Origin of the sequence: Sphingopyxis sp. SE2 (assembly GCF_032227185.1) — a bacterium.
GTDB lineage: Bacteria > Pseudomonadota > Alphaproteobacteria > Sphingomonadales > Sphingomonadaceae > Sphingopyxis.
The window spans coordinates 1-19032 of record NZ_JAPMXW010000003.1 but is presented as its reverse complement, the minus strand read 5'-3'; the positions used below and the strand labels follow the sequence as shown (position 1 = coordinate 19032).

General features: G+C 66.7%; 17 protein-coding genes. 8 read left to right on the top strand and 9 right to left on the bottom strand.

What is annotated here, in order from left to right; genetic code table 11:
• Positions 1 to 58 precede the first annotated feature (58 nt).
• Together OVY29_RS21860 and OVY29_RS21855 are read left to right on the top strand one after the other, a co-directional pair.
• Positions 59 to 229: a Flp family type IVb pilin gene (locus OVY29_RS21860; protein WP_081932998.1), complete on the top strand. Its 171-nt coding sequence runs from the start codon at positions 59 to 61 to the stop codon at positions 227 to 229.
• A gap of 145 nt (positions 230 to 374) precedes the next feature.
• Complete coding sequence (locus tag OVY29_RS21855) at positions 375 to 536, top strand: Flp family type IVb pilin (protein WP_037554190.1); 162 nt, start codon at positions 375 to 377, stop codon at positions 534 to 536.
• Positions 537 to 623: 87 nt separating this feature from the next.
• On the opposite strand, the gene OVY29_RS21850 is transcribed toward OVY29_RS21855, so the two are convergent.
• From OVY29_RS21850 to OVY29_RS21835, 4 genes are all read right to left on the bottom strand, one after another.
• Positions 624 to 2123 carry a M48 family metalloprotease gene (locus tag OVY29_RS21850; protein WP_409581499.1) on the bottom strand — a complete coding sequence of 500 codons (1500 nt, stop codon included), beginning with the start codon at positions 2121 to 2123 and terminating at the stop codon, positions 624 to 626.
• Positions 2124 to 2261: 138 nt separating this feature from the next.
• On the bottom strand, positions 2262 to 3209 hold the full coding sequence (locus tag OVY29_RS21845) for an acetyl-CoA carboxylase carboxyltransferase subunit alpha (RefSeq protein ID WP_037554191.1): 948 nt from the start codon (positions 3207 to 3209) through the stop codon (positions 2262 to 2264).
• A 9-nt stretch (positions 3210 to 3218) separates the two neighbouring features.
• The gene (locus OVY29_RS21840) at positions 3219 to 4130 is read right to left on the bottom strand and encodes a tyrosine recombinase (RefSeq protein WP_313912249.1); all 912 of its coding nucleotides are present in this window, start codon (positions 4128 to 4130) and stop codon (positions 3219 to 3221) included.
• Between the two features lie 38 nt (positions 4131 to 4168).
• On the bottom strand, positions 4169 to 5977 hold the full coding sequence (locus OVY29_RS21835) for a hypothetical protein (protein ID WP_313912248.1): 1809 nt from the start codon (positions 5975 to 5977) through the stop codon (positions 4169 to 4171).
• Between the two features lie 187 nt (positions 5978 to 6164).
• Between OVY29_RS21835 and OVY29_RS21830 the strand changes: the two genes are divergently transcribed.
• Positions 6165 to 6743 (top strand): shikimate kinase, encoded by a 579-nt coding sequence (locus OVY29_RS21830; protein ID WP_037554228.1) that lies wholly within the window; start codon positions 6165 to 6167, stop codon positions 6741 to 6743.
• Positions 6731 to 7837, top strand: coding sequence for a 3-dehydroquinate synthase (aroB, locus tag OVY29_RS21825; RefSeq protein ID WP_313912247.1), 1107 nt, complete (start codon positions 6731 to 6733; stop codon positions 7835 to 7837). Before OVY29_RS21830 ends, aroB begins: the two co-directional genes overlap by 13 nt.
• Before the next feature lie 6 nt (positions 7838 to 7843).
• On the opposite strand, the gene OVY29_RS21820 is transcribed toward aroB, so the two are convergent.
• The 4 genes from OVY29_RS21820 to radA are packed head-to-tail and all read right to left on the bottom strand — an operon-like array spanning position 7844 to position 12096.
• Positions 7844 to 9742, bottom strand: coding sequence for a cation:proton antiporter (locus tag OVY29_RS21820; RefSeq protein WP_313912246.1), 1899 nt, complete (start codon positions 9740 to 9742; stop codon positions 7844 to 7846).
• Entirely contained in the window at positions 9739 to 10167 is a 429-nt protein-coding gene (locus OVY29_RS21815) for an iron-sulfur cluster assembly scaffold protein (RefSeq protein WP_313912245.1), read from the bottom strand. Before OVY29_RS21815 ends, OVY29_RS21820 begins: the two co-directional genes overlap by 4 nt.
• Positions 10164 to 10724 (bottom strand): CvpA family protein, encoded by a 561-nt coding sequence (locus tag OVY29_RS21810; protein ID WP_313912244.1) that lies wholly within the window; start codon positions 10722 to 10724, stop codon positions 10164 to 10166. The genes OVY29_RS21815 and OVY29_RS21810 overlap by 4 nt, the downstream gene beginning before the upstream one ends.
• Positions 10725 to 10734: 10 nt before the next feature.
• Positions 10735 to 12096: a DNA repair protein RadA gene (gene radA, locus OVY29_RS21805; RefSeq protein ID WP_313912243.1), complete on the bottom strand. Its 1362-nt coding sequence runs from the start codon at positions 12094 to 12096 to the stop codon at positions 10735 to 10737.
• Positions 12097 to 12224: 128 nt separating this feature from the next.
• Between radA and fsa the strand changes: the two genes are divergently transcribed.
• The 3 genes from fsa to OVY29_RS21790 all read left to right on the top strand — a co-directional run bounded on the left by fsa (position 12225) and on the right by OVY29_RS21790 (position 15354).
• On the top strand, positions 12225 to 12875 hold the full coding sequence (fsa, locus tag OVY29_RS21800; protein WP_313912242.1) for a fructose-6-phosphate aldolase: 651 nt from the start codon (positions 12225 to 12227) through the stop codon (positions 12873 to 12875).
• 183 nt (positions 12876 to 13058) lie between these two features.
• Positions 13059 to 13853 (top strand): enoyl-CoA hydratase-related protein, encoded by a 795-nt coding sequence (locus OVY29_RS21795; RefSeq protein WP_313912241.1) that lies wholly within the window; start codon positions 13059 to 13061, stop codon positions 13851 to 13853.
• Between the two features lies 1 nt (position 13854).
• Positions 13855 to 15354 (top strand): acetyl-CoA acetyltransferase, encoded by a 1500-nt coding sequence (locus tag OVY29_RS21790; RefSeq protein ID WP_313912240.1) that lies wholly within the window; start codon positions 13855 to 13857, stop codon positions 15352 to 15354.
• Positions 15355 to 15482: 128 nt separating this feature from the next.
• On the opposite strand, the gene OVY29_RS21785 is transcribed toward OVY29_RS21790, so the two are convergent.
• Entirely contained in the window at positions 15483 to 16982 is a 1500-nt protein-coding gene (locus OVY29_RS21785; RefSeq protein ID WP_313912239.1) for an aldehyde dehydrogenase family protein, read from the bottom strand.
• Between the two features lie 97 nt (positions 16983 to 17079).
• On the opposite strand from OVY29_RS21785, the gene acs reads away from it, so the two are divergent.
• The coding region (gene acs, locus OVY29_RS21780) for an acetate--CoA ligase (protein WP_313912238.1) at positions 17080 to 19032 on the top strand (1953 nt) is incomplete at its 3' end.

Here is a 19032-nt window from a genome sequence, read left to right as displayed (position 1 = left end):
ACCTTCCTGTGCGAATGCTGGAACCCTCGGGAACTATATTTCAGTCAGGGGTGGAACAATGCGAAACTTTTACAGGCTGATGCGGTCGACCAGGGCCGCCACGGCCGTCGAATATGGGCTGATCCTGGCCCTTGTCTTTCTGGCGGCTGTCGTCGCTGTCAGCAACGTAGCCAACTCCACCGGCAATATGTGGGGCGAGGTTTCGAACGCCGCAGACGCGAATATGTAGCGGCAGCGACTGTCCCCTTTCGGGGCTATTTCTGGCCCGCTCACGGCCCGGCCACATTAAGATTTTCAAAACCTATTCGCCCTAAACCGCAGATGTTGACCCAGACCAGACCGTCAACAGGGTAAGTGAAATCAGGAGACCAGTCATGAAGTTCATCAAGAAGTTCGTCCGCGACACCAAAGCCGCCACCGCCATCGAATATGGCCTGATCGCGGCCCTCATCGCCGTCGCCGGCATCTCGGCCATGGGCCTCGTCGGCAACAGCGTCAGCAACACCTTCAACTCGGTTGCGTCGAACCTCGACTAATCGCGTTGGTTTGCGCGGCTTCGGGCGCGCGAACAAGATCGGAAAGGGCGGTGGGTCATCCCACCGCCCTTTTTCGCGCCTTCGGACCTATCGGTTCGCGTAGACCACGACCTTTACCTTCTGCCCCGGCGTCAGCCGGCTCGATGCGGTCAAGCGGTTGAGCACCTGAAACCGTTCGGTCTGGTAATTGCTGTATGCCATCCGCCGCGCCAGATTGGCGACCGTGTCGCCGCGGCCGACGGTGACGACGTCGACCCGCCGCGGCCGGATCGCCGCCGCCTCGGCGGTGCTCAGCCGCCGCACGCTGGTGAACATCGGATTGAAGACGCTGCCCCGGCCCGCCTGTGTCAGCGCGACGAAGTGGAACGCCTGCCCACGCGAAAATTCATAGGCGAAGACGGTGACGTCGACCTGTCCCGACTGGCTGTTCACACGCGCGGTCGAGTAGGACGCCGGAATGCCGTTCACGGTCGTGCGCTGGATCGCGCTCGGGCTGATCGACGTATTGCCCGCAACCGCCCGGAAAGCCGCCGAGATATAGGCGTTCATGTCGCCATTATAGGGGCCGGTCGAAAATTGCGCCTGCCCGCCGTTGCCGCTGATCGACACCGCGTCGGTGCCATTCTGCATCCCGTAGCCGTTCGGCACGGTGAACCGAAGGCGAAGGTCGGGGTGCAGGAAATCGCGTCCCTCGACGACCCCCTGCGCCGGATCGTCGCCATAGAGCACGCCGTCGACCGATGCGAGAAATGCGTCGGCATTGCGATTTCCGCCCCGGCCGCCGACGCGGCTGGCGAGCGTCTGTGCGTTGCGGACGCGCGACGCCGGGTCGGGGTGCGTGCTCGCCCATTCGGGCAACGATCGCGCATCGCCGCCCGACAGGCGCGCGTCGAGGTTCGTCTGGTTGGCGAGGCTCGCGAGCATCGTCGACAGCGCGAGCGGATCATAGCCCGCGCTGCTGAGATATTGGACGCCGAGCTGGTCGGCCTGCAATTCCTGGCTGCGCGAAAAGCCCAGCGTCGCAAGCTGCGCGACGCGCATCGAATTATTCTGGAGCAGCCCGCCGAGACCGCCGAGCAGCCCGCCATTATCGCCGATCGCACCGCCGAGCACCGCGCCGAGGACGCCGAGGATCGTGTTGCGCGTCGCCGCCGACTGCCGCTTCTTGCTGTGCTGCGCGGCGACATGGCCGACCTCGTGTCCGAGCACGCCGGCCAGTTCGGCCTCGTCGTTCATCAGCGCCATCAGCTGGCGCGTGACATAGACATAGCCGCCGGGGATCGCGAAGGCGTTGTTTACCGGCGAATTGAGCAGGGTGACGGTGAAATCGCTGGGCGAGCGCGACAGGCCCGATTGCACCGCGATATTCTGTCCGACGCGGTTCACATAGGCCGCCTGCGGCCCCTTATATGCGCCGCCGAACTCCTGGAGCAATTGCGGATGCGCTTCATCGCCCTGCTTGCGCTCGGCGGGCGAGATATTGGTCTGGGTCTTGATCGCCTTCAGCTGCGCATCCGCCACGCCAGTAAAGGCGATGCCGCCCATCGCCAGCGCCGCCGCAAATGTCCTTCCCGTCTTCCAGCTCATCGCAATGCCTCCCATTTTCTCTCTTGCCGAGGGATATCCACCCTGCGCGGCAAGGCAAGCCGCGCTACCCTTCGCAGCTCGTCGGTTTCCTGAAAATGGGAACGCCATGACCCGCGATCGGGTTCCGGCAGGATCGGCCTAAGCGCGCCCCATCGCGAGGAATTTTTCCTCGCGCGCGGCCAGCAGCGTGCCCTGCGGCAGCCCCGCCAGCGCGCCCAGTTCCTGCTCGATCGCATCGCCCAGCGACGCGATCGCGACTTCGGGCGCACGGTGCGCGCCGCCGACGGGTTCGGGAACGATCCGGTCGATGACCTTGAGGCCGAGCAGGTCCTGCGCCGACATTTTCATCGCCGCGGCGGCGTCCGCCGCCTTGTCCGACGTGCGCCACAGGATCGAGGCGCAGCCTTCGGGCGAGATCACCGAATAGACCGCGTGCTCGAACATCAGCACGCGGTTGGCGGCCGCCAGGGCTATCGCCCCGCCCGATCCGCCCTCGCCGACGACCGCCGCGACCATCGGAACGCCAAGCGCGAGGCATTGCTCGGTCGAACGTGCGATCGCCTCGGCCTGCCCGCGTTCCTCGGCCTGGATGCCGGGAAAAGCGCCCGAGGTATCGACGAGCGTCACCACCGGCAGGCCGAAACGGTCGGCGAGCTGCATCAGGCGGATTGCCTTGCGATAGCCCTCGGGCTTCGCCATGCCGAAATTATGCTTCATGCGCGACGGGATGTCGTCGCCCTTTTCATGGCCGATCACCATCACCCGGCGGCCGCGAAAGCGCGCGAGTCCGCCGAGGATCGCTTGATCGTCGCCGAAATTGCGGTCGCCCGCCAGCGGCATCCAGTCGTCGAACAGCCCCGCGACATAATGTTTGAAATGCGGGCGGTCGGGGTGGCGCGCGACCTGCGTCTTTTGCCACGGCGTCAATTTGGAATAGATTTCGCGCAGCAGTTTCGAGGACTTGTCCTCCAGCCGTGCGATGTCGTTGTCGATGTTGAGCGACGGATCATCGCCCATTTCGCGCAGTTCGGCAATCTGCCGATCGAGCGCGGCGACCTGTTTTTCGAAGTCCAGAAAGGCTGTCATGCGGAGTCGCTAGGACGAAGGCTCCGCTAGGTCAACGCCATCCATGCGGGCGAGCGGGTGGCGCTTGTTGACGAGCTCCACGAGGCGGCGGCTATCGACATGCGTGTAAATTTCGGTCGTCGCGATGTCGGCGTGGCCGAGCATCAATTGCAACGCGCGCAGGTCGGCACCGCCCTCCAGCAAATGGGTGGCAAAGGCGTGGCGCAGCACATGCGGGCTGATCGCGGTCGGGTCGATCCCCGCGCGTGCGGCGAGTTCGCGCAGCATCTGGAACAGCCGCACGCGCGAGACATGCGCCTTGCCCGACGGAAAGAGCCAGGGCGATCCGTCGGTCAGCAAGGGCAGCCAGCGATCGAATGCCGCGCGCGCGCGCTCGGACAGGGGCACCAGCCGTTCCTTGTCGCCCTTGCCGCGGATGATCAGATATTCGCGCTCGCCCGCCACGGCGCGGCGCGGGAGCGATACGAGCTCGCTCGCGCGGAGCCCCGATCCATAGAGGAGTTCGAGCAGCAGCAGCATCCGCACCGTGCTCGCGGGCGGGGCTTCTCCCGCTGCCTCCTCCTCCGCTCGCTCGAACAGCCGTTCGACATCGGCGTGCGTCATGATGCGCGGCAACGGCCGCCGCGTTGAAGGGCGCGCGATATCGAGCACGGGGTTATCCGCCCGCTCGCCCTCGTCGAGCAGGAACGCGAAGAACTGCCGCAGCGCCGACAATTTGCGCGCCGCGCTGCTCGCCGCAAGCGGCTGATAATCCGCCATCAATTTGCGTAAAGCCGCAGCATCGGCGTCGCCGAGCGGGCCTTTGACCCACTCTGCCGCCTGTTCGAGGTCACGGCGATAGGCCGCCAGCGTGTTGCGCGACGCCCCGCGCTCGGCTGCCATCATTTCCAGAAAGCGGCCGATTAAAGCGGCGTCAGACATTGACGAAAGCGGCGCCAGCCGCATCCTTAAAAAGAAACTCAGACACGCACCACTGCTTCGGCGGCGATCATGCGCGCTTCGGCGTCGAGGCCCACCTCGCGCAGCGCGCGGACGATATAATAGAGATGATAGGGCGGCACTTTCGACCATTCGCCCTGCATACCTGTCGCCGCGAGCAGCGCCACCATGCCCGGCTCGCGCCGCGCGGCTGCCGTCATGATCGCGCGCGACCAGCGCGTTTGCCGGCCCAGGTCGACCTCCAGGTCGTCCGCCGCCGAAGCCGCCGCATCGGCATCGAGCCGCCCGAGACCGGCAAGTCCCGCGAGCAGGAATTTCGAGCGCAGGGTGTCGGCGCTGTCGTCATCGTCCGAAAACCGCTCGACCGCGCCCGCACTCATGCCGCTGAGCGCGCGCGGCGATCCGACCGCGAGCACGCCCCACGCGCGGCTGCCCACCGACACGGTCGGAACCCAGGCGAGCGCATTCGCGTCATAACCGCCCGCGAGCATCGATCCCAGAAGCTGCCACGGATCGCCGCCTGTTTCGGTGCTGGGCGAAAGCGCGGCCGCCGCGCGTGCGGTTGCGACCATCGCGGCATAGCTTTGCGACGCGCTGCCGCCCGCGCCCCACAGCTGCTCCATCGCGGCGTAGCGCTCGGCGCCGGTCGCGAAGCGAAAGGCACCGCGAAGCTGATCGGTCTGCGCCGCGAGGGCTTCGGCGGGCTCTTCCTCGCTCGCTGCGGCGCTGAGCAGCGATACATAGGCCTCGCTCGACAGCACGCCCCGCGCGGCCGCCTCAGGCGCCGCGGCCACTCGGTTCGCCATATCCGTCATCGGCGCGAGAACCGTCCAGCCCTTCATATAATAAGGTGCCGAGGTCCTGAGCGCCTCGGGAACCTCGATCGCGGTCGCGGTCGCCATGCCGAAACGCCAGCTCGTCAGCCGGTCGATGTTGTCCCATTCGATCGTGGTCGAACGCCGCCCCGCACCGGTCGCGCCGAGCACGCGTTCGGCGAGCAATATGTCGAAGTTCGAAATCTTCCCGCGCGATCGCACGCGGCTGACGGCCCAGCCCGCCGGCCCGGCCTCGCCCGACAGGCCTGCGCAGATCGCGGCCGCAAGACGCCACGCCTGCTCGTCGCCATGCGCAAGCCCCGCCGGCACATAGGGGCACATACCCGCAGGATCGGCGTTGGCGAGATAGACCTGCTGCGCCGCGGCGACGAGACGCGGGCTTGCCCGGTCGTAGTCGACCGACTGGACGATCCGCCGCGCGGTGATCGATTCGCCCATGCGAAGCAGCAGCGACACGCGCTCGGCCGCGAGGTCCGCGCCGTTGATGGTATCGGGTGTATCGATCGCCGACGCGAGCGCGCGGCGAAGCAATATCTGGCCCCAGCGCGATGCGAACTGGCCGCTCGTCTTGCGCATGATCGCCGCGGCATATTGCCCGCGAACCCCGAACGCATCGGGGGCGAGCCCGCCGGTTTCGGGGGTGAGCGGCCCGATGCGGGTGAGCAGGCGGCGCGCGCCGGGCGGCAGGTCATATTTCAGCCCGCCCGATTCGACCTCTTCCTCGTCCTCTTCATCTGCTGCGCCGACCGTGGTGGTATCGAGCGTCGGCGCAACCGGCGGCGGCGCGGCGCCGTTCGCCGACGGCGAACCGGGTGCAGTGGTCGGGGTGGGTGATGGAGACGGCGTCGGTGACGATTTCGGAGCGGGGGTCTCGGCGGGAGCGCCGAACCCTTCGGGCAACAGCGATTCCTGCGCGATCGCGGGCAGCACCAATATCGCGGCGAGCGCGGTGGCCGACAGGCCCAACGTCAACGACAGCCTGTTTTTTTTCATCGCGTCGCGCCTTCGGCAAACTTGTCGATCACATTCACCTCAATCATTCCGGCCCGATCGGTCATGACGCCGCAACCCAGCCTTTTCCCGATCTGCCCGGCACGCGCAATATCCCATGCCCGCCGTTCGTCCCATATCGCGCAAAACCATTGTTCCGCGCCGAACGGGCGGTATAGCCGCGCGCACCATGTCGCGAAACCCGAAAAGCCCGGCCGCTGCCATCCCCGCGTCGATCCGCGACCGGTCGATCGTGCTCGTCGGGCTGATGGGGTCGGGAAAGTCGACGATCGGCCGCCGCCTCGCGCAGCGGCTGGGCATGCGCTTCGCCGACGCCGACGACGAGATCGAACGCGCCGCCGGCATGACGATTTCCGACATTTTTTCGCGCTTTGGCGAGGCGCATTTCCGCGACGGCGAGCGCCGCGTGATCGCGCGCCTGCTGGCCGGGAAGCCGATGGTGCTCGCGACCGGCGGCGGAGCCTTCGTCAACGGCGAGACGCGCACGCTGATCCTGAAGGATAGCCTCTGCATCTGGCTCGACGCCGACATTCCGACGCTCGTCGAACGCGTCGGCCGCCGCAGCCACCGTCCACTGTTGAAGGACCGCGATCCCGGCGAAGTGCTGCGCGAACTCGCGGCGGTCCGCAATCCCATTTACGCCGAGGCGCATCTGCGCGTCAGTTCGGCAAGCACGCCGCACGACCACACGGTGCGCGCGATCCTGGAGGCCCTGTCAAAGGGGGGAGATCCGCAATGGAAAAGCTAACCGTAGACCTCGGCAGCCGCAGCTATCCGATCCTGATCGGCGACGGGCTGATCCGCGAGATCGGCGCGCGTGTCGCGCCGATCTTGAAGCGCCCGCGCACGATGATCGTCACCGACGCCCATGTCGCCGACCATTATCTGATCCCGCTCGGCACCTCGCTGGCGATGGAGAATATCTCCTTTTCCTCCTTCGTGCTCGATCCCGGCGAAAGCACGAAAAGCTGGGCCGGCCTCGCGCGGCTTACCGAATGGCTGATCGGCGAAGGCGTCGAACGCGGCGACCATGTCATCGCGCTCGGTGGCGGCGTGATCGGCGATCTCGTCGGCTTCGCGTGCAGCATCGTCAAACGCGGCTGCCATTTCATCCAGGTACCAACCACCTTGCTCGCACAGGTCGACAGCAGCGTCGGCGGCAAGACCGCGATCAACGTGCCCGCGGGCAAGAATCTGATCGGCGCCTTCCATCAGCCGGCGATGGTCGTGATCGACCCGACGACTCTCGAAACGCTGCCGCGCCGCGACCTCGGCGCGGGCTATGCCGAGGTCGTCAAATATGGCCTGATCGACGACGCGGATTTCTTCACCTGGTGCGAGGCGAACGGCGCGGCGTTGCTCGCGGGCGACAGTGCCGCCCGTCACAAGGCGATCGCGCATAGCGTCGCGGCAAAGGCGCGCATCGTCGCCGCCGACGAGCGCGAGACGCAGGATATCCGCGCACTGCTCAACCTCGGCCACAGCTTTGGCCATGCGCTCGAGGCGGAGACGGGCTATTCGGACCGGCTGCTGCACGGCGAAGCGGTCGCGGCGGGCATGGTCCTCGCGCACCAATTTTCGGCCGCGAACGGCCTTTGCCCGGCCGCGGATGCCGACCGCGTACGTGCGCACCTTGCGAGCGTCGACCTGCCCCACAGCTTGGCGAGCGCGGGCGTGAATACCGGCGGCGTCGAACTCGCCGCGCATATGGCGCACGACAAGAAGGTGCGCAGCGGCAAACTGCCGCTGATCCTCACCCGCGGTATCGGGCAAAGCTTCGTCACCGACGAATATGGTCTCGACAGGGTCGCGGCGTTCCTCGACGGACAGCGCGCCGCATAGGAACGGCTAACTCTCCCTCGTCAGTCCCATCGCCTCATTCTCTTCGCGCGCCGCTTTCGCTTCCTGTCGCTTGCGGCGGAATTTCTCGAGCACGCTGTCGGCCTCGCGTCCGCCGCCCGGCTTGAAGCGATGATCCATGCCCGCCGACAGGTCGCCCTCGTCGAGTTGCGCCCGCAGCCGCGTTTCGTCGAGGTGCCGCAAGGTCGCCTCGACGTCGTCCATCTCCGCCGGGTCGACATCGAGATGACGCAGCGCCGTCAGCCCCATCGCGACCGAACTTTCGAACACCTCGCGAATGACGCCGTCGACGCCGGATCCGTCGATCGCAAGCATCTGGCGGCGGTCGAACACGCGCATCAATATCTTCGCGTTCGGGAAGGCTTCGACGATCGGCTTGAGCGCCGCGGCATCGACCGATGAATCGTCGATGCAGAAGATGATCAGCCGCGCTTCCTCGCCCCCCGCGCGGCGGAGCAGGTCGACGCGCAGCCCGTCGCCGAAATAGACCTTGGTGTCGAAGCGGCTCGACAGTTCGATCTGGCTCGGTTTCTTGTCGATCAGCGTCACCGAGCAGGCGACGCCGTGCAGCATCTGCGACACGATCTGTCCGAACCGGCCATAGCCGACGACGATCGCCGACCCGCGCGGCGCGCCCTCGGGATCGTCGAGGTCGGGCTCGGCGGCGCCGGGCGAGAATTCCAGATTGCGCGCGAACAGCATCAGGAACGGCGTCGTTACCATCGACAGCGTCACCACCGCGCTGAACAGGCTCGCAGCCTCGGGTTCGATGAGCAGCGCGTCCGCCGCTTGCGCGAAGAGCAGGAAACCGAATTCGCCGCCCTGGCTGAGCAGCAGACCAAGGCCGAGCGCAGCCTGCCAGCTCTTGCCGAACGCTTTCACGATCAGCGTCAGCACGGACGCCTTCACCGCCACCAGCCCAAGCGCCAGCGCGAGCACCAGCAACGGACGTTCCATGACCGCGCCGACATCGAGCACCATGCCAACGGCAAGGAAGAAGAGCCCGAGCAGGATCAGGCGGAAGGGCTCGACGTCCGATTCGATTTCGTGCCGGTAAGGCGAATCGGCGAGCATCACGCCCGCGATAAATGCTCCGAGCGCGGTCGACAGGTGCAGGCTGTGCATCAAGGCCGCGCTCGCGAGGATGGTGAGCAACCCGACGACGACGAACAATTCGCGCTCGCCATATCGGCCGACGATGCGCAGCAGCGGATTGACGATGAAACGCCCGGCAAGGACCAGCACGATGATCGCCCATAATGTGAAAAAGGCCATCTGCCAGCCCGACGGCGCCGACGGATCGGCGGGCGCGCGCGACAGGACCGCAACGATGGTGATCATCGGCACGATCGCCAGATCCTGGAACAGCAGAATCGAAAAGGCCTTTTCGCCGAACGGCGAGTTGATGCGGCCCGAACTTTTGAGCCCCGGCAACACCTGCGCGGTCGACGACAGCGCGAGCGGCAAGCCCAGCGCAAGCGACGCCGCGGGACTGAAACCCAGCGTCAGATGGATGAGCGCGGTCAGGATGAGCCCGGTCACGACGACCTGCACCATCCCGAGCCCGAAAATCGCGCGCCGCATGTCCCAGAGCCGGCGCGGCGACAGTTCCAGCCCGACGAGGAAGAGCAGGAAGGCAATACCGAGCTCGGCAAAGGCGAGCTTCGATTCACCCCCGCCGACGAGCCCCAGCCCGTGCGGCCCGACGATCGCGCCGGCGATCAGGTAGCCGAGAACGGCCCCCAGGCCGAGCCGGCGAAAGATCAGCACGAACAGCGTCGCGACACCGAGCAGGATCGCGCCTTCGACCAGTGCGGTGTCGGTCGCCGTTTCCGCGACCTTCTCGGCCGCTTCGGAGGTCGCCGCGGTGAGTATGGCGAGCATCATGCCGCCGCTTCCTGACCTTCCAGCGCCGCGATCGCGGCGTCGAACGGCAGCAAGATCGCGCCATGCCGGGCGGGATAGTCACGCGCCGCGGCGAGCAGGTCGAAGCCCGGCCAGTCGGGCCGGTCATCCCCGCCCGCAAACCAGTCGGCAATGCCCGCGCGCGCCGCACGGATTTCCGCGAGCCCCCGCCCTGGCGCATGCCGCGCGAGCAGCGCCGCCGAAGCCTGCCCGAGCGCGCAGGCTTCGACATGCATACCGACGCGCGTCACATGGCCGGCGGCGTCGGTATCGAGGTCGAGGATGATCGCGCCCCCGCACAGCGGCGCGCGCCTGCTCACCCGATGAGGCGCATCGGCCAGCGGCAGGAATTCCGAAGTCGCGACCGCCAGCGCCAATATGTCGCGGTTGTAAAGCGGCGCGCTCATGGCTTTGGCGCGTCGGACGCGCCCTGCTTGCCGCCATTCGCTTCAGCCTCGCGCGCTTCGGCGCGGCGTTCGGCGATCACTTTGCTCAGCGCGCCGCTCGTCGCGGCGAGCGCCGGATAGGTCCGGCTGTCGGTCACCCACGCGGGGCGCTGCGCATTGCCGTAACCGATGTCGTACAGCAAGGAGATGACCATGAAACCGATCGTCGCGATCAGCAGGCCCTTGAGTGCGCCGAACCCGGCGCCGAGCCCGCGATCGAAACCGCCGACCAGCGATGCGCGGCTGCGCTGTCCCATCGCGCGCGATCCCCATTTGGTGAGCGCGAAAACCCCGCCGAACAGGATCACGAACGCCAGCATCGCCGCGCCGCCGCCCGGCCCCATCCAGCCGCCGAGCAGGTCGGTCGCCAGCGGGTGAAAAAAGCGCACCGCCGCGATCGCAAGAACCCAGGCGAGAAGGCTCGTCACTTCCTGCACCAGCCCGCGCGTGAAGCCGAGCACCGCGCTGCCGCCGACAAGCGTCAGCACGATGATATCCAGAGCCGTCAGACTTCCCATTTGCCGGTCGCTAGTCGCGCCCGAGCATCAGGTCAACGAGTTCGCCGAGGCGCGTGAAACCGGTGACCGAAATTCCGCCGACGCCCTTCATCCCGGCGGGGCCCCAGCCGCGCGAGAAACCGAGCTTCGCGGCTTCGCGCAGACGGAGGCCGTCGTGCGAAACCTGCCGCACCTCGCCCGACAGCGACAATTCGCCGAATACGATCGCATCGGCGGGAACCGGCCGCTCGCTGAACGCCGAGATCAGCGCGGCGGCGACCGCCAGATCGGCCGCCGGATCGGTCAGGCGATAGCCGCCCGCGATGTTGAGATAGACTTCGGCGCCGCCCATCTGCAACCCGCAGCGCGCCTCGATCACCGCGAGCACCATCGCCAGCCTGCCGCTGTCCCAGCCGACGACCGCGCGGCGGGGCGTCGCCCCGCTCGCCAGCCGCACGGTCAGCGCCTGCACTTCGACGAGCACCGGGCGCGTCCCTTCCAGTGCAGGAAACACCACCGATCCCGGGACGTCGCGGCTGCGGTCGGTCAGGAACAGGCTCGACGGGTTGGCGACCTCGCCCAGCCCCTCCTCGCCCATCGCAAACACGCCGATCTCGTCGGTGCCGCCAAAGCGGTTCTTGACCGCGCGCAGGATACGATACTGGTGGCTGCGCTCGCCCTCGAACGCCAGCACGGTATCGACCATATGTTCGAGCACGCGCGGTCCTGCGATCGTCCCGTCCTTGGTGACATGGCCGACCAGCACGATCGCGGCGTCGCTGTCCTTGGCATAGCGGATGAGTTCCTGCGCGCTCGCGCGGACCTGGCTCACCGTCCCCGGGGCGCTGTCGATCAGGTCGCTGTGCATCGTCTGGATCGAATCGATCACGACGAAGTCGGCATCGCGCCCGTCGAGCGTCGCGAGGATGTCGCGCACCGACGTCGCGCTCGCGAGCGCGACCGGCGCATTGCCGAGCCCCAGCCGCTGTGCGCGCAGCCGCACCTGCGCCGCCGCTTCCTCGCCGCTGATATAGACGACCGACTTGCCCGCCTTCGCCAGCCGCCCCGCCGCCTGCAGCAGCAGCGTCGATTTGCCGATCCCCGGGTCGCCGCCAATCAGCGTCGCCGATCCCGCGACAAAACCGCCGCCCAGCGCGCGGTCGAACTCGGCGATCCCGCACAGCATGCGTTCGGGCATCTTGCTCTCGGCATCGAGCGTTTCGAGCGCCAGCGTGCGCCCCCCGCGGCTGAGGTCATGCTTCGCCGAAAAGACCGTCTCCGCGGCTTCCTCGACCAGCGTGTTCCACTCACCGCAATCGGCGCACTGCCCCTGCCAGCGATAGGTCGCCGACCCGCAATTCTGGCAGACATATTGACGTTTCGCTTTAGCCATGCGGATCGCTTAACTGGAACAAAGATCGAACACCAGCCCAATTCCGGCGCAGCGGTTCATATTTATCGCGCGTTGCTCTAGGGGATCAACAACACCCGAATCACCTTCCCGCAGGAAAGCCCCGAGCCATGAAATTCTTCGCCGACACCGCCGAAATCGCCGACATCCAGGAACTGGCCGCGACCGGCCTGCTCGACGGCGTCACCACCAACCCGTCGCTGATCGCGAAGTCGGGACGCGACTTCAAGGAAGTGACCAAGGAAATCTGCGCGCTGACCACCGGCCCGGTGTCGGCCGAAGTCGTCGCGCTCGACCATGCGACGATGATGAAAGAGGCCGAAGTCCTCCGCAAGATCGCCGATAATGTCTGCATCAAGGTGCCGCTGACGATCGACGGCCTCAAGACCTGCAAGGCGCTCACCGGCGACGGCACGATGGTCAATGTCACGCTTTGCTTCTCGGCGGCGCAGGCGCTGCTTGCCGCCAAGGCCGGCGCGACCTTCGTCTCGCCCTTCGTCGGCCGCCACGACGACAATGGCTTCGACGGCATGCAGCTGATCGCCGACATCCGCCTGATCTACGACAATTACGACTATGAAACCGAGATCCTCGTCGCGAGCGTGCGCCACGGCATCCACGTCCTCGAAGCCGCCAAGATCGGCGCCGACGTGATGACCGCACCGCCCTCGGTCATCAAGGGGCTGTTCAAGCATGTCCTCACCGAAAAGGGCATCGAAGGCTTCCTCGCCGACTGGGCGAAGACCGGCCAGTCGATCTAAGGCATCGCTCCACTATATTTTGTCACCCCGGCGAAGGCCGGGGTCTCGGCGGTGCATGAAAAGGCCATGTCGAGATTCCGGCCTTCGCCGGAATGACGATGGTTGGTATATCAACTGCTATCCTTTCCAGTTGACGTAAACGTCAAGTCATCGCGATACTCCCCCGAAAGGGAGAGATTCGCGATGACCGACACCACCATCCTCACGACACGCCGCGGGCACATCCTGATCGTCACGATCAACCGGCCCGAGGCGCGCAATGCCGTCAACGCCGCGGTCCATGTCGGCGTCGGCACCGCGCTCGAAGAGGCCGAAAACGATTCCGAAATCCGCGCGGTCGTGATCACGGGCGCGGGCGACAAGAGCTTTTGCGCCGGCGCCGACCTCGTCGCGCTGTCGCGCGGCGAAAGCCTGGCGCCATCCGATCCCGCACAACAGGCGTGGGGTTTCGCCGGCATGGTCTCGCACCCCATATCGAAGCCGATCATCGCCGCCGTCAACGGCTTCGCCTTCGGCGGCGGCTGCGAAATCGCGCTGATGAGCGACATCATCGTCGCCGCCGACCATGCGCAATTCGGTCTGCCCGAGGTCAAGGTCGGGCTGTTCGCCGCAGCAGGCGGCGCGTTCCGCCTCGCCCAGCAGCTGCCGCGCAAGCTCGCGATGGAATATATGCTCACCGGCGACCCGATCCCCGCCGCGCGCGCCGCCGAATTCGGACTCGTCAATCATGTCGTGCCCCTCGCCGACCTGATGCCGACCGCGATCGCGATCGCCGAGAAGATCGCCGGCAATGCGCCGCTGTCGGTGCAGGCGTCGAAGCGCGTCGCGCTCGGCATCGACGACGGCCGCATCGCCGCCGACGCCCCCTATTGGGAGCATAACACGCGCGAACGCGCGGTCCTGATGCGCAGCGAGGATGCCCGCGAAGGCCCGCTCGCCTTCGCGCAGAAGCGCAAGCCCGAGTGGAAGGCGCGCTGACATGGTCATGACCGATCCCGAGCGGATTCCCGTCATCATTGGCGTCGGGCAGGTCAATGACCGCCCCGAAGACCCCGATCAGGGGCTCGATTCGCTCGGGCTGATGGTCGCCGCGCTGAGGGTCGCGGCGGCGGATGCGGGCGTGTCGCTCGCCGACCTCGACAGCCTCGCGATCGTCGACCAGATCAGCTTTCACAGCCTCGGCAAGCTGCCCGAGCCGTTGGCCGCTGCCATCGGGGCAACTCCGGCAATCAACTATCAGTCGGCCGCGCCGCACGGCGACACCCCCGTGCGCCTGCTCAACGAAGCCGCGAACCGCATCGGCGCGGGCGAGGTCAAACTTGCCGCGATCGTCGGCGCCGAGGCGCTGCGCACCGCCGCCGGCCGCGCTGCCAGGGCCGCGAGCGGCGAGGACAAAAGCTATAATGCGATCCGCAAGGTCGCGACGCGGCGCGAGCCCAATTATGCACAGAAGCATGGCCTCGCCGCGCCGGTCGACGTCTATCCGCTCTATGAAAATGCGACGCGCGCCGCTTGGGGCCAGAGCCTCGAGGAAGCGCAGTCCGAAAGCGCCGAAATCTGGTCGCGCTTCTCCGATGTCGCCGCGGCGAACGACGGCGCGTGGATCCGCAAGCCCGCTTCACCGGACGACATCCTCAAGGTCGACGACCGCAATCGCCCCATCGCCTTCCCCTATTCGAAGCTGATGGTCGCCAACTCGTCGGTCAACCAGGGCGCGGGCTTCCTCGTCGCGAGCCTCGCCGAGGCGCGCCGACGCGGCATCGCCGAGGACCGCCTCATCTATGTCGGCATGGGCGCCGCGGCCAAGGAGCCGGCGAGCATCCTCCATCGCGACCGCTACGACGGCAGCGTCAGCATGGAGACGAGCATCAATCGCACGCTCGAACTCAACGGCATGACGGTCGCGGATTTCGATTTCGTCGAACTCTACAGCTGTTTCCCCTGCGTCCCCAAGATGGCGCGGCGCATCCTCGGCTGGCCGGTCGACAGGCCCGCAACGGTATTCGGCGGCCTCACCTTCGGCGGCGGCCCGATCGCCAATTATATGAGCCACGCGGTCGTCTCGATGGTCGACAGGTTGCGCAAGGAAGGCCGCTACGGCTTCCTCTTCGCCAACGGGGGCTTCGCGACCGACAATCATTGCATCGTGCTGGGCAGGCAGCCGATCGCCGCAGCAAGCTTCCCGCAGGATTTCGACTATCAAGCCGAAGCCGAAGCCAAGCGCGGCCCGGTCCCCGAGCTGGTCGAGGATTATGCCGGGCCAGCGACGATCGAAAGCTATACGGTCTTTTACGGCCGCGACGGGGCGCCGAAGGCGGGCGTTGTCGTCGCGCGGACGGCCGATGCTAAGCGCACGCTCGCGCATGTGGACGTGAGCGACGCCGCGATGCTGGCATTCCTGACCGACGGCAAGGTGGAGCCGGTCGGCACGGAAGGGCGAGTCGTCGCGCTTGATGAAGGCTATGGCTGGCAGGTGTAAACCTCTCCCCTCCCGCTTGCGGGAGGGGCTGGGGTGCGCCAGCGACGGGGCAGATGCCCACCCCGCTGCGAGTAGCGAGCAAGCTCGCAACTCTCGCTGCCCCTCCCGCAAGCGGGAGGGGAACATCCTCAAATCTCGAAGCTCACCCCCTGCGCCAGCGGTAGCGCATCCGAATAATTCACCGTATTCGTCGCGCGGCGCATATAGGCTTTCCAGCTGTCCGAGCCCGACTCGCGCCCGCCGCCCGTTTCCTTTTCGCCGCCGAATGCACCGCCGATCTCGGCGCCCGAGGTGCCGAGATTGACGTTGGCGATCCCGCAGTCGCTCGCGGCGAGGAAGCGTTCGGCCTCGCGCATGTCAGTGGTGAAGATCGCCGACGACAGGCCCGCCGCGACGTCGTTGTGCTGCTCGATCACCGCATCGAGGTCGTAATAGCGCATCACATAGAGGATCGGCGCGAATGTCTCTTCGAGCACCGGGCCGACCTGTCCCGGCATCTCGACGAGCGCGGGCCGCGCATAGAAGCTCGCACCATCGCCGACGCGCTCACCGCCATGGACGACGCCGCCCGCCGCCTTGGCGGCCGCCAGCGCGTCCTGCATCATCTCATAGGCCGCGCGGTCGATCAGCGGCCCGACGAGCACTTCACTCTCCAGCGGGTTGCCGACGCCGACGCTGCCATAGGCGGCCTTCAGCTTCGCGACGAAGCCATCGTAGATGCTGTCGTGCAGGAACAGGCGGCGCGTCGTCGTGCAACGCTGCCCCGCCGTACCCATCGCCCCGAACGCGACGCCGCGCAGCGCAAGGTCGAGATCGGCCGAGGGCGCGACGATCACGCCATTGTTGCCGCCGAGTTCGAGGATCGCGCGCGCGAAGCGCTGCGCGAGCCGCGGCGCGACCGCGCGGCCCATCCGCGTCGAGCCCGTCGCCGACACCAGCGCCACACGCCTGTCATCGACCAGCGCTTCCCCCGCCTCGCGCCCGCCGATCAGCAGCCGCGCCAAGCCTTCGGGCGCATCGCCGAAGCGCGCCAGCGCACGCGCGAAAATCGCCTGCGTGGCCAAAGCTGCGAGGGGCGTCTTTTCCGACGGCTTCCAGACGACGCTGTTGCCGCAGACGAGCGCGAGTGCGGCGTTCCACGCCCATACCGCGACCGGAAAGTTGAACGCCGAAATCACGCCCACGACGCCGAGCGGATGCCAGACCTCCATCATCCGGTGCCCAGGTCGCTCGGTCGCGATGGTGAGGCCGTATAATTGCCGCGAAAGCCCGACCGCGAAGTCGCATATGTCGATCATCTCCTGCACCTCGCCCGCGCCCTCGGACGGAATCTTGCCCGCCTCGATCGTGACGAGCTTGGCCAGATCGTCCTTGGCGGCGCGCAATTCCTCGCCCCATAGCCGCACCAGCTCGCCGCGACGCGGCGCCGGCACGTTGCGCCACGCGCGGAACGCCGCGCTCGCGCTATCGAGCACCTCGTCGATCGTTGCCGCCTCGACGACCTGCACCATGCCGATCTGCTCGCCGGTCAGCGGCGTCACCGACGGCATCGATCCTTCGCTCCACAACGCGCGATCGACGCCGAGCCGGTCGAGCAACCCGCCTACCTCTTGGCCCAATTCAACCATATTCCGTCCCTTCATTGGCGCGCATGCGCCTTGCAGTTTGTGGCTCGCGGGTTATCGCAGCGGGCGAACAATGCAAACCCGAATGGGAGAGTCGCCTGTGTCCGAGTTGCCGCCGTCCGAACCGCTGGTTCCCGTTCCCGCCGACGCCGCCGCGAACACCCACTGTACCGCCGCCGACTACGATCGGCTCTATGCGCAGAGCGTGAACGACCCCGACACTTTCTGGGCCGAACAGGCGAAGCGGGTCGACTGGATCACGCCGCCGACGAAGATTTCGGGCTGGTCCTACGACCCCGTCGAGATCAAATGGTATGAGGACGGCGTTCTCAACCTCTGCCATAACGCGATCGACCGCCACGTCGCCGCGGGGAACGGCGACCGCACCGCGATTATCTTCGAACCCGACGCGCCCGACGGCGAAACGCGACACATCAGTTACAAGGCACTGCTCGCCGACGTCATCCGCTTTGCCAATACGCTCAAGAAGATGGGCGTGCAGAAGGGCGACCGCGTCACCATCTATATGCCGATGATCCCCGAGGGCGCGGTCGCGATGCTCGCCTGCGCGCGCATCGGCGCCGTGCACAGCGTCGTCTTCGGCGGCTTCTCGCCCGAGGCGATCCACGGCCGGATCGAGGATTGTGGCAGCGACTGGGTGATCTGCGCCGACGAAGGACTGCGCGGCGGCAAGGTGGTGCCGCTGAAGGCCAATGTCGACAAGGCGCTCGAGCGCGTCGAGGTGAAAGCGGTGCTCGTCATCGCGCACACCGGCGGCGACGTCGCGATGAAGGAAGGCCGCGACCATTGGTACGACGCGCTGTCGGCCGATGTCGATGCCGACTGCCCGTGCGAGCCGATGGGGGCGGAGGACCCGCTCTTCATCCTGTACACCTCGGGCTCGACGGGCAAGCCCAAGGGCGTACTCCACACCGTCGGCGGATATTCGGTGTGGACCGCGAGCACCTTCTGGTACGGCTTCGACTATCGTCCCGGCGAGATCTTCTGGTGCAGCGCCGATATCGGCTGGGTCACCGGACACAGCTACGTCGTCTATGGCCCGCTCCAGAACGGCGCGACGACTTTGATGTTCGAGGGCGTGCCCAACTATCCCGATCACGACCGTTTCTGGCAGGTCGTCGACAAGCACAAGGTCAATATCCTCTACACCGCCCCGACCGCGATCCGCGCGCTGATGCGCGAGGGCGACGATTATGTGACGCGGCACGACCTGTCGTCGCTTCGCCTGCTCGGCAGCGTCGGCGAGCCGATCAATCCCGAGGCGTGGCGCTGGTATCACCAGATCGTCGGCAAGGGCCGCGTTCCCGTCGTCGACACCTGGTGGCAGACCGAGACGGGCGGCATCATGATCACCACCCTGCCCGGTGCACATCCGATGCAGCCGGGCAGCGCGGGCAAGCCCTTTTTCGGCATCCGCCCGCAGCTTGTCGATGCCGAGGGCGGCGTGCTCGTCGATGAGCAGACCGGCGGCGCGGCCGAGGGCAATCTCTGCATCACGCACAGCTGGCCGGGGCAGGCGCGGACGATCTATGGCGACCACAAACGCTTCGCCGAGACCTATTTCTCGACCTACAAGGGCAAGTATTTCACCGGCGACGGCTGCCGCCGCGATGCCGACGGCTATTGGCGTATCACCGGCCGCGTCGACGACGTCATCAACGTGTCGGGGCACCGCATGGGCACCGCCGAGGTCGAAAGCGCGCTGGTGCTGCACGAGGATGTTGCCGAGGCCGCGGTTGTCGGCTTCCCGCACGACATCAAAGGTCAAGGAATCTATGCCTATGTCACGCTCAACGCCGGGGTCGAACCGACCGACGAGGTTGCCGCCGCGCTCAAGCAGCAGGTCCGCAAGGAAATCGGCCCGATCGCGACGCCGGACCATATCCACCTGACCCCCGCGCTTCCCAAGACGCGCTCGGGCAAGATCATGCGCCGCATCCTGCGCAAGATCGCCGAGAATGATTTCGGGTCATTGGGCGACACCTCGACCCTCGCCGATCCCAGCCTGGTCGACGGGCTGATCGAGGGGCGA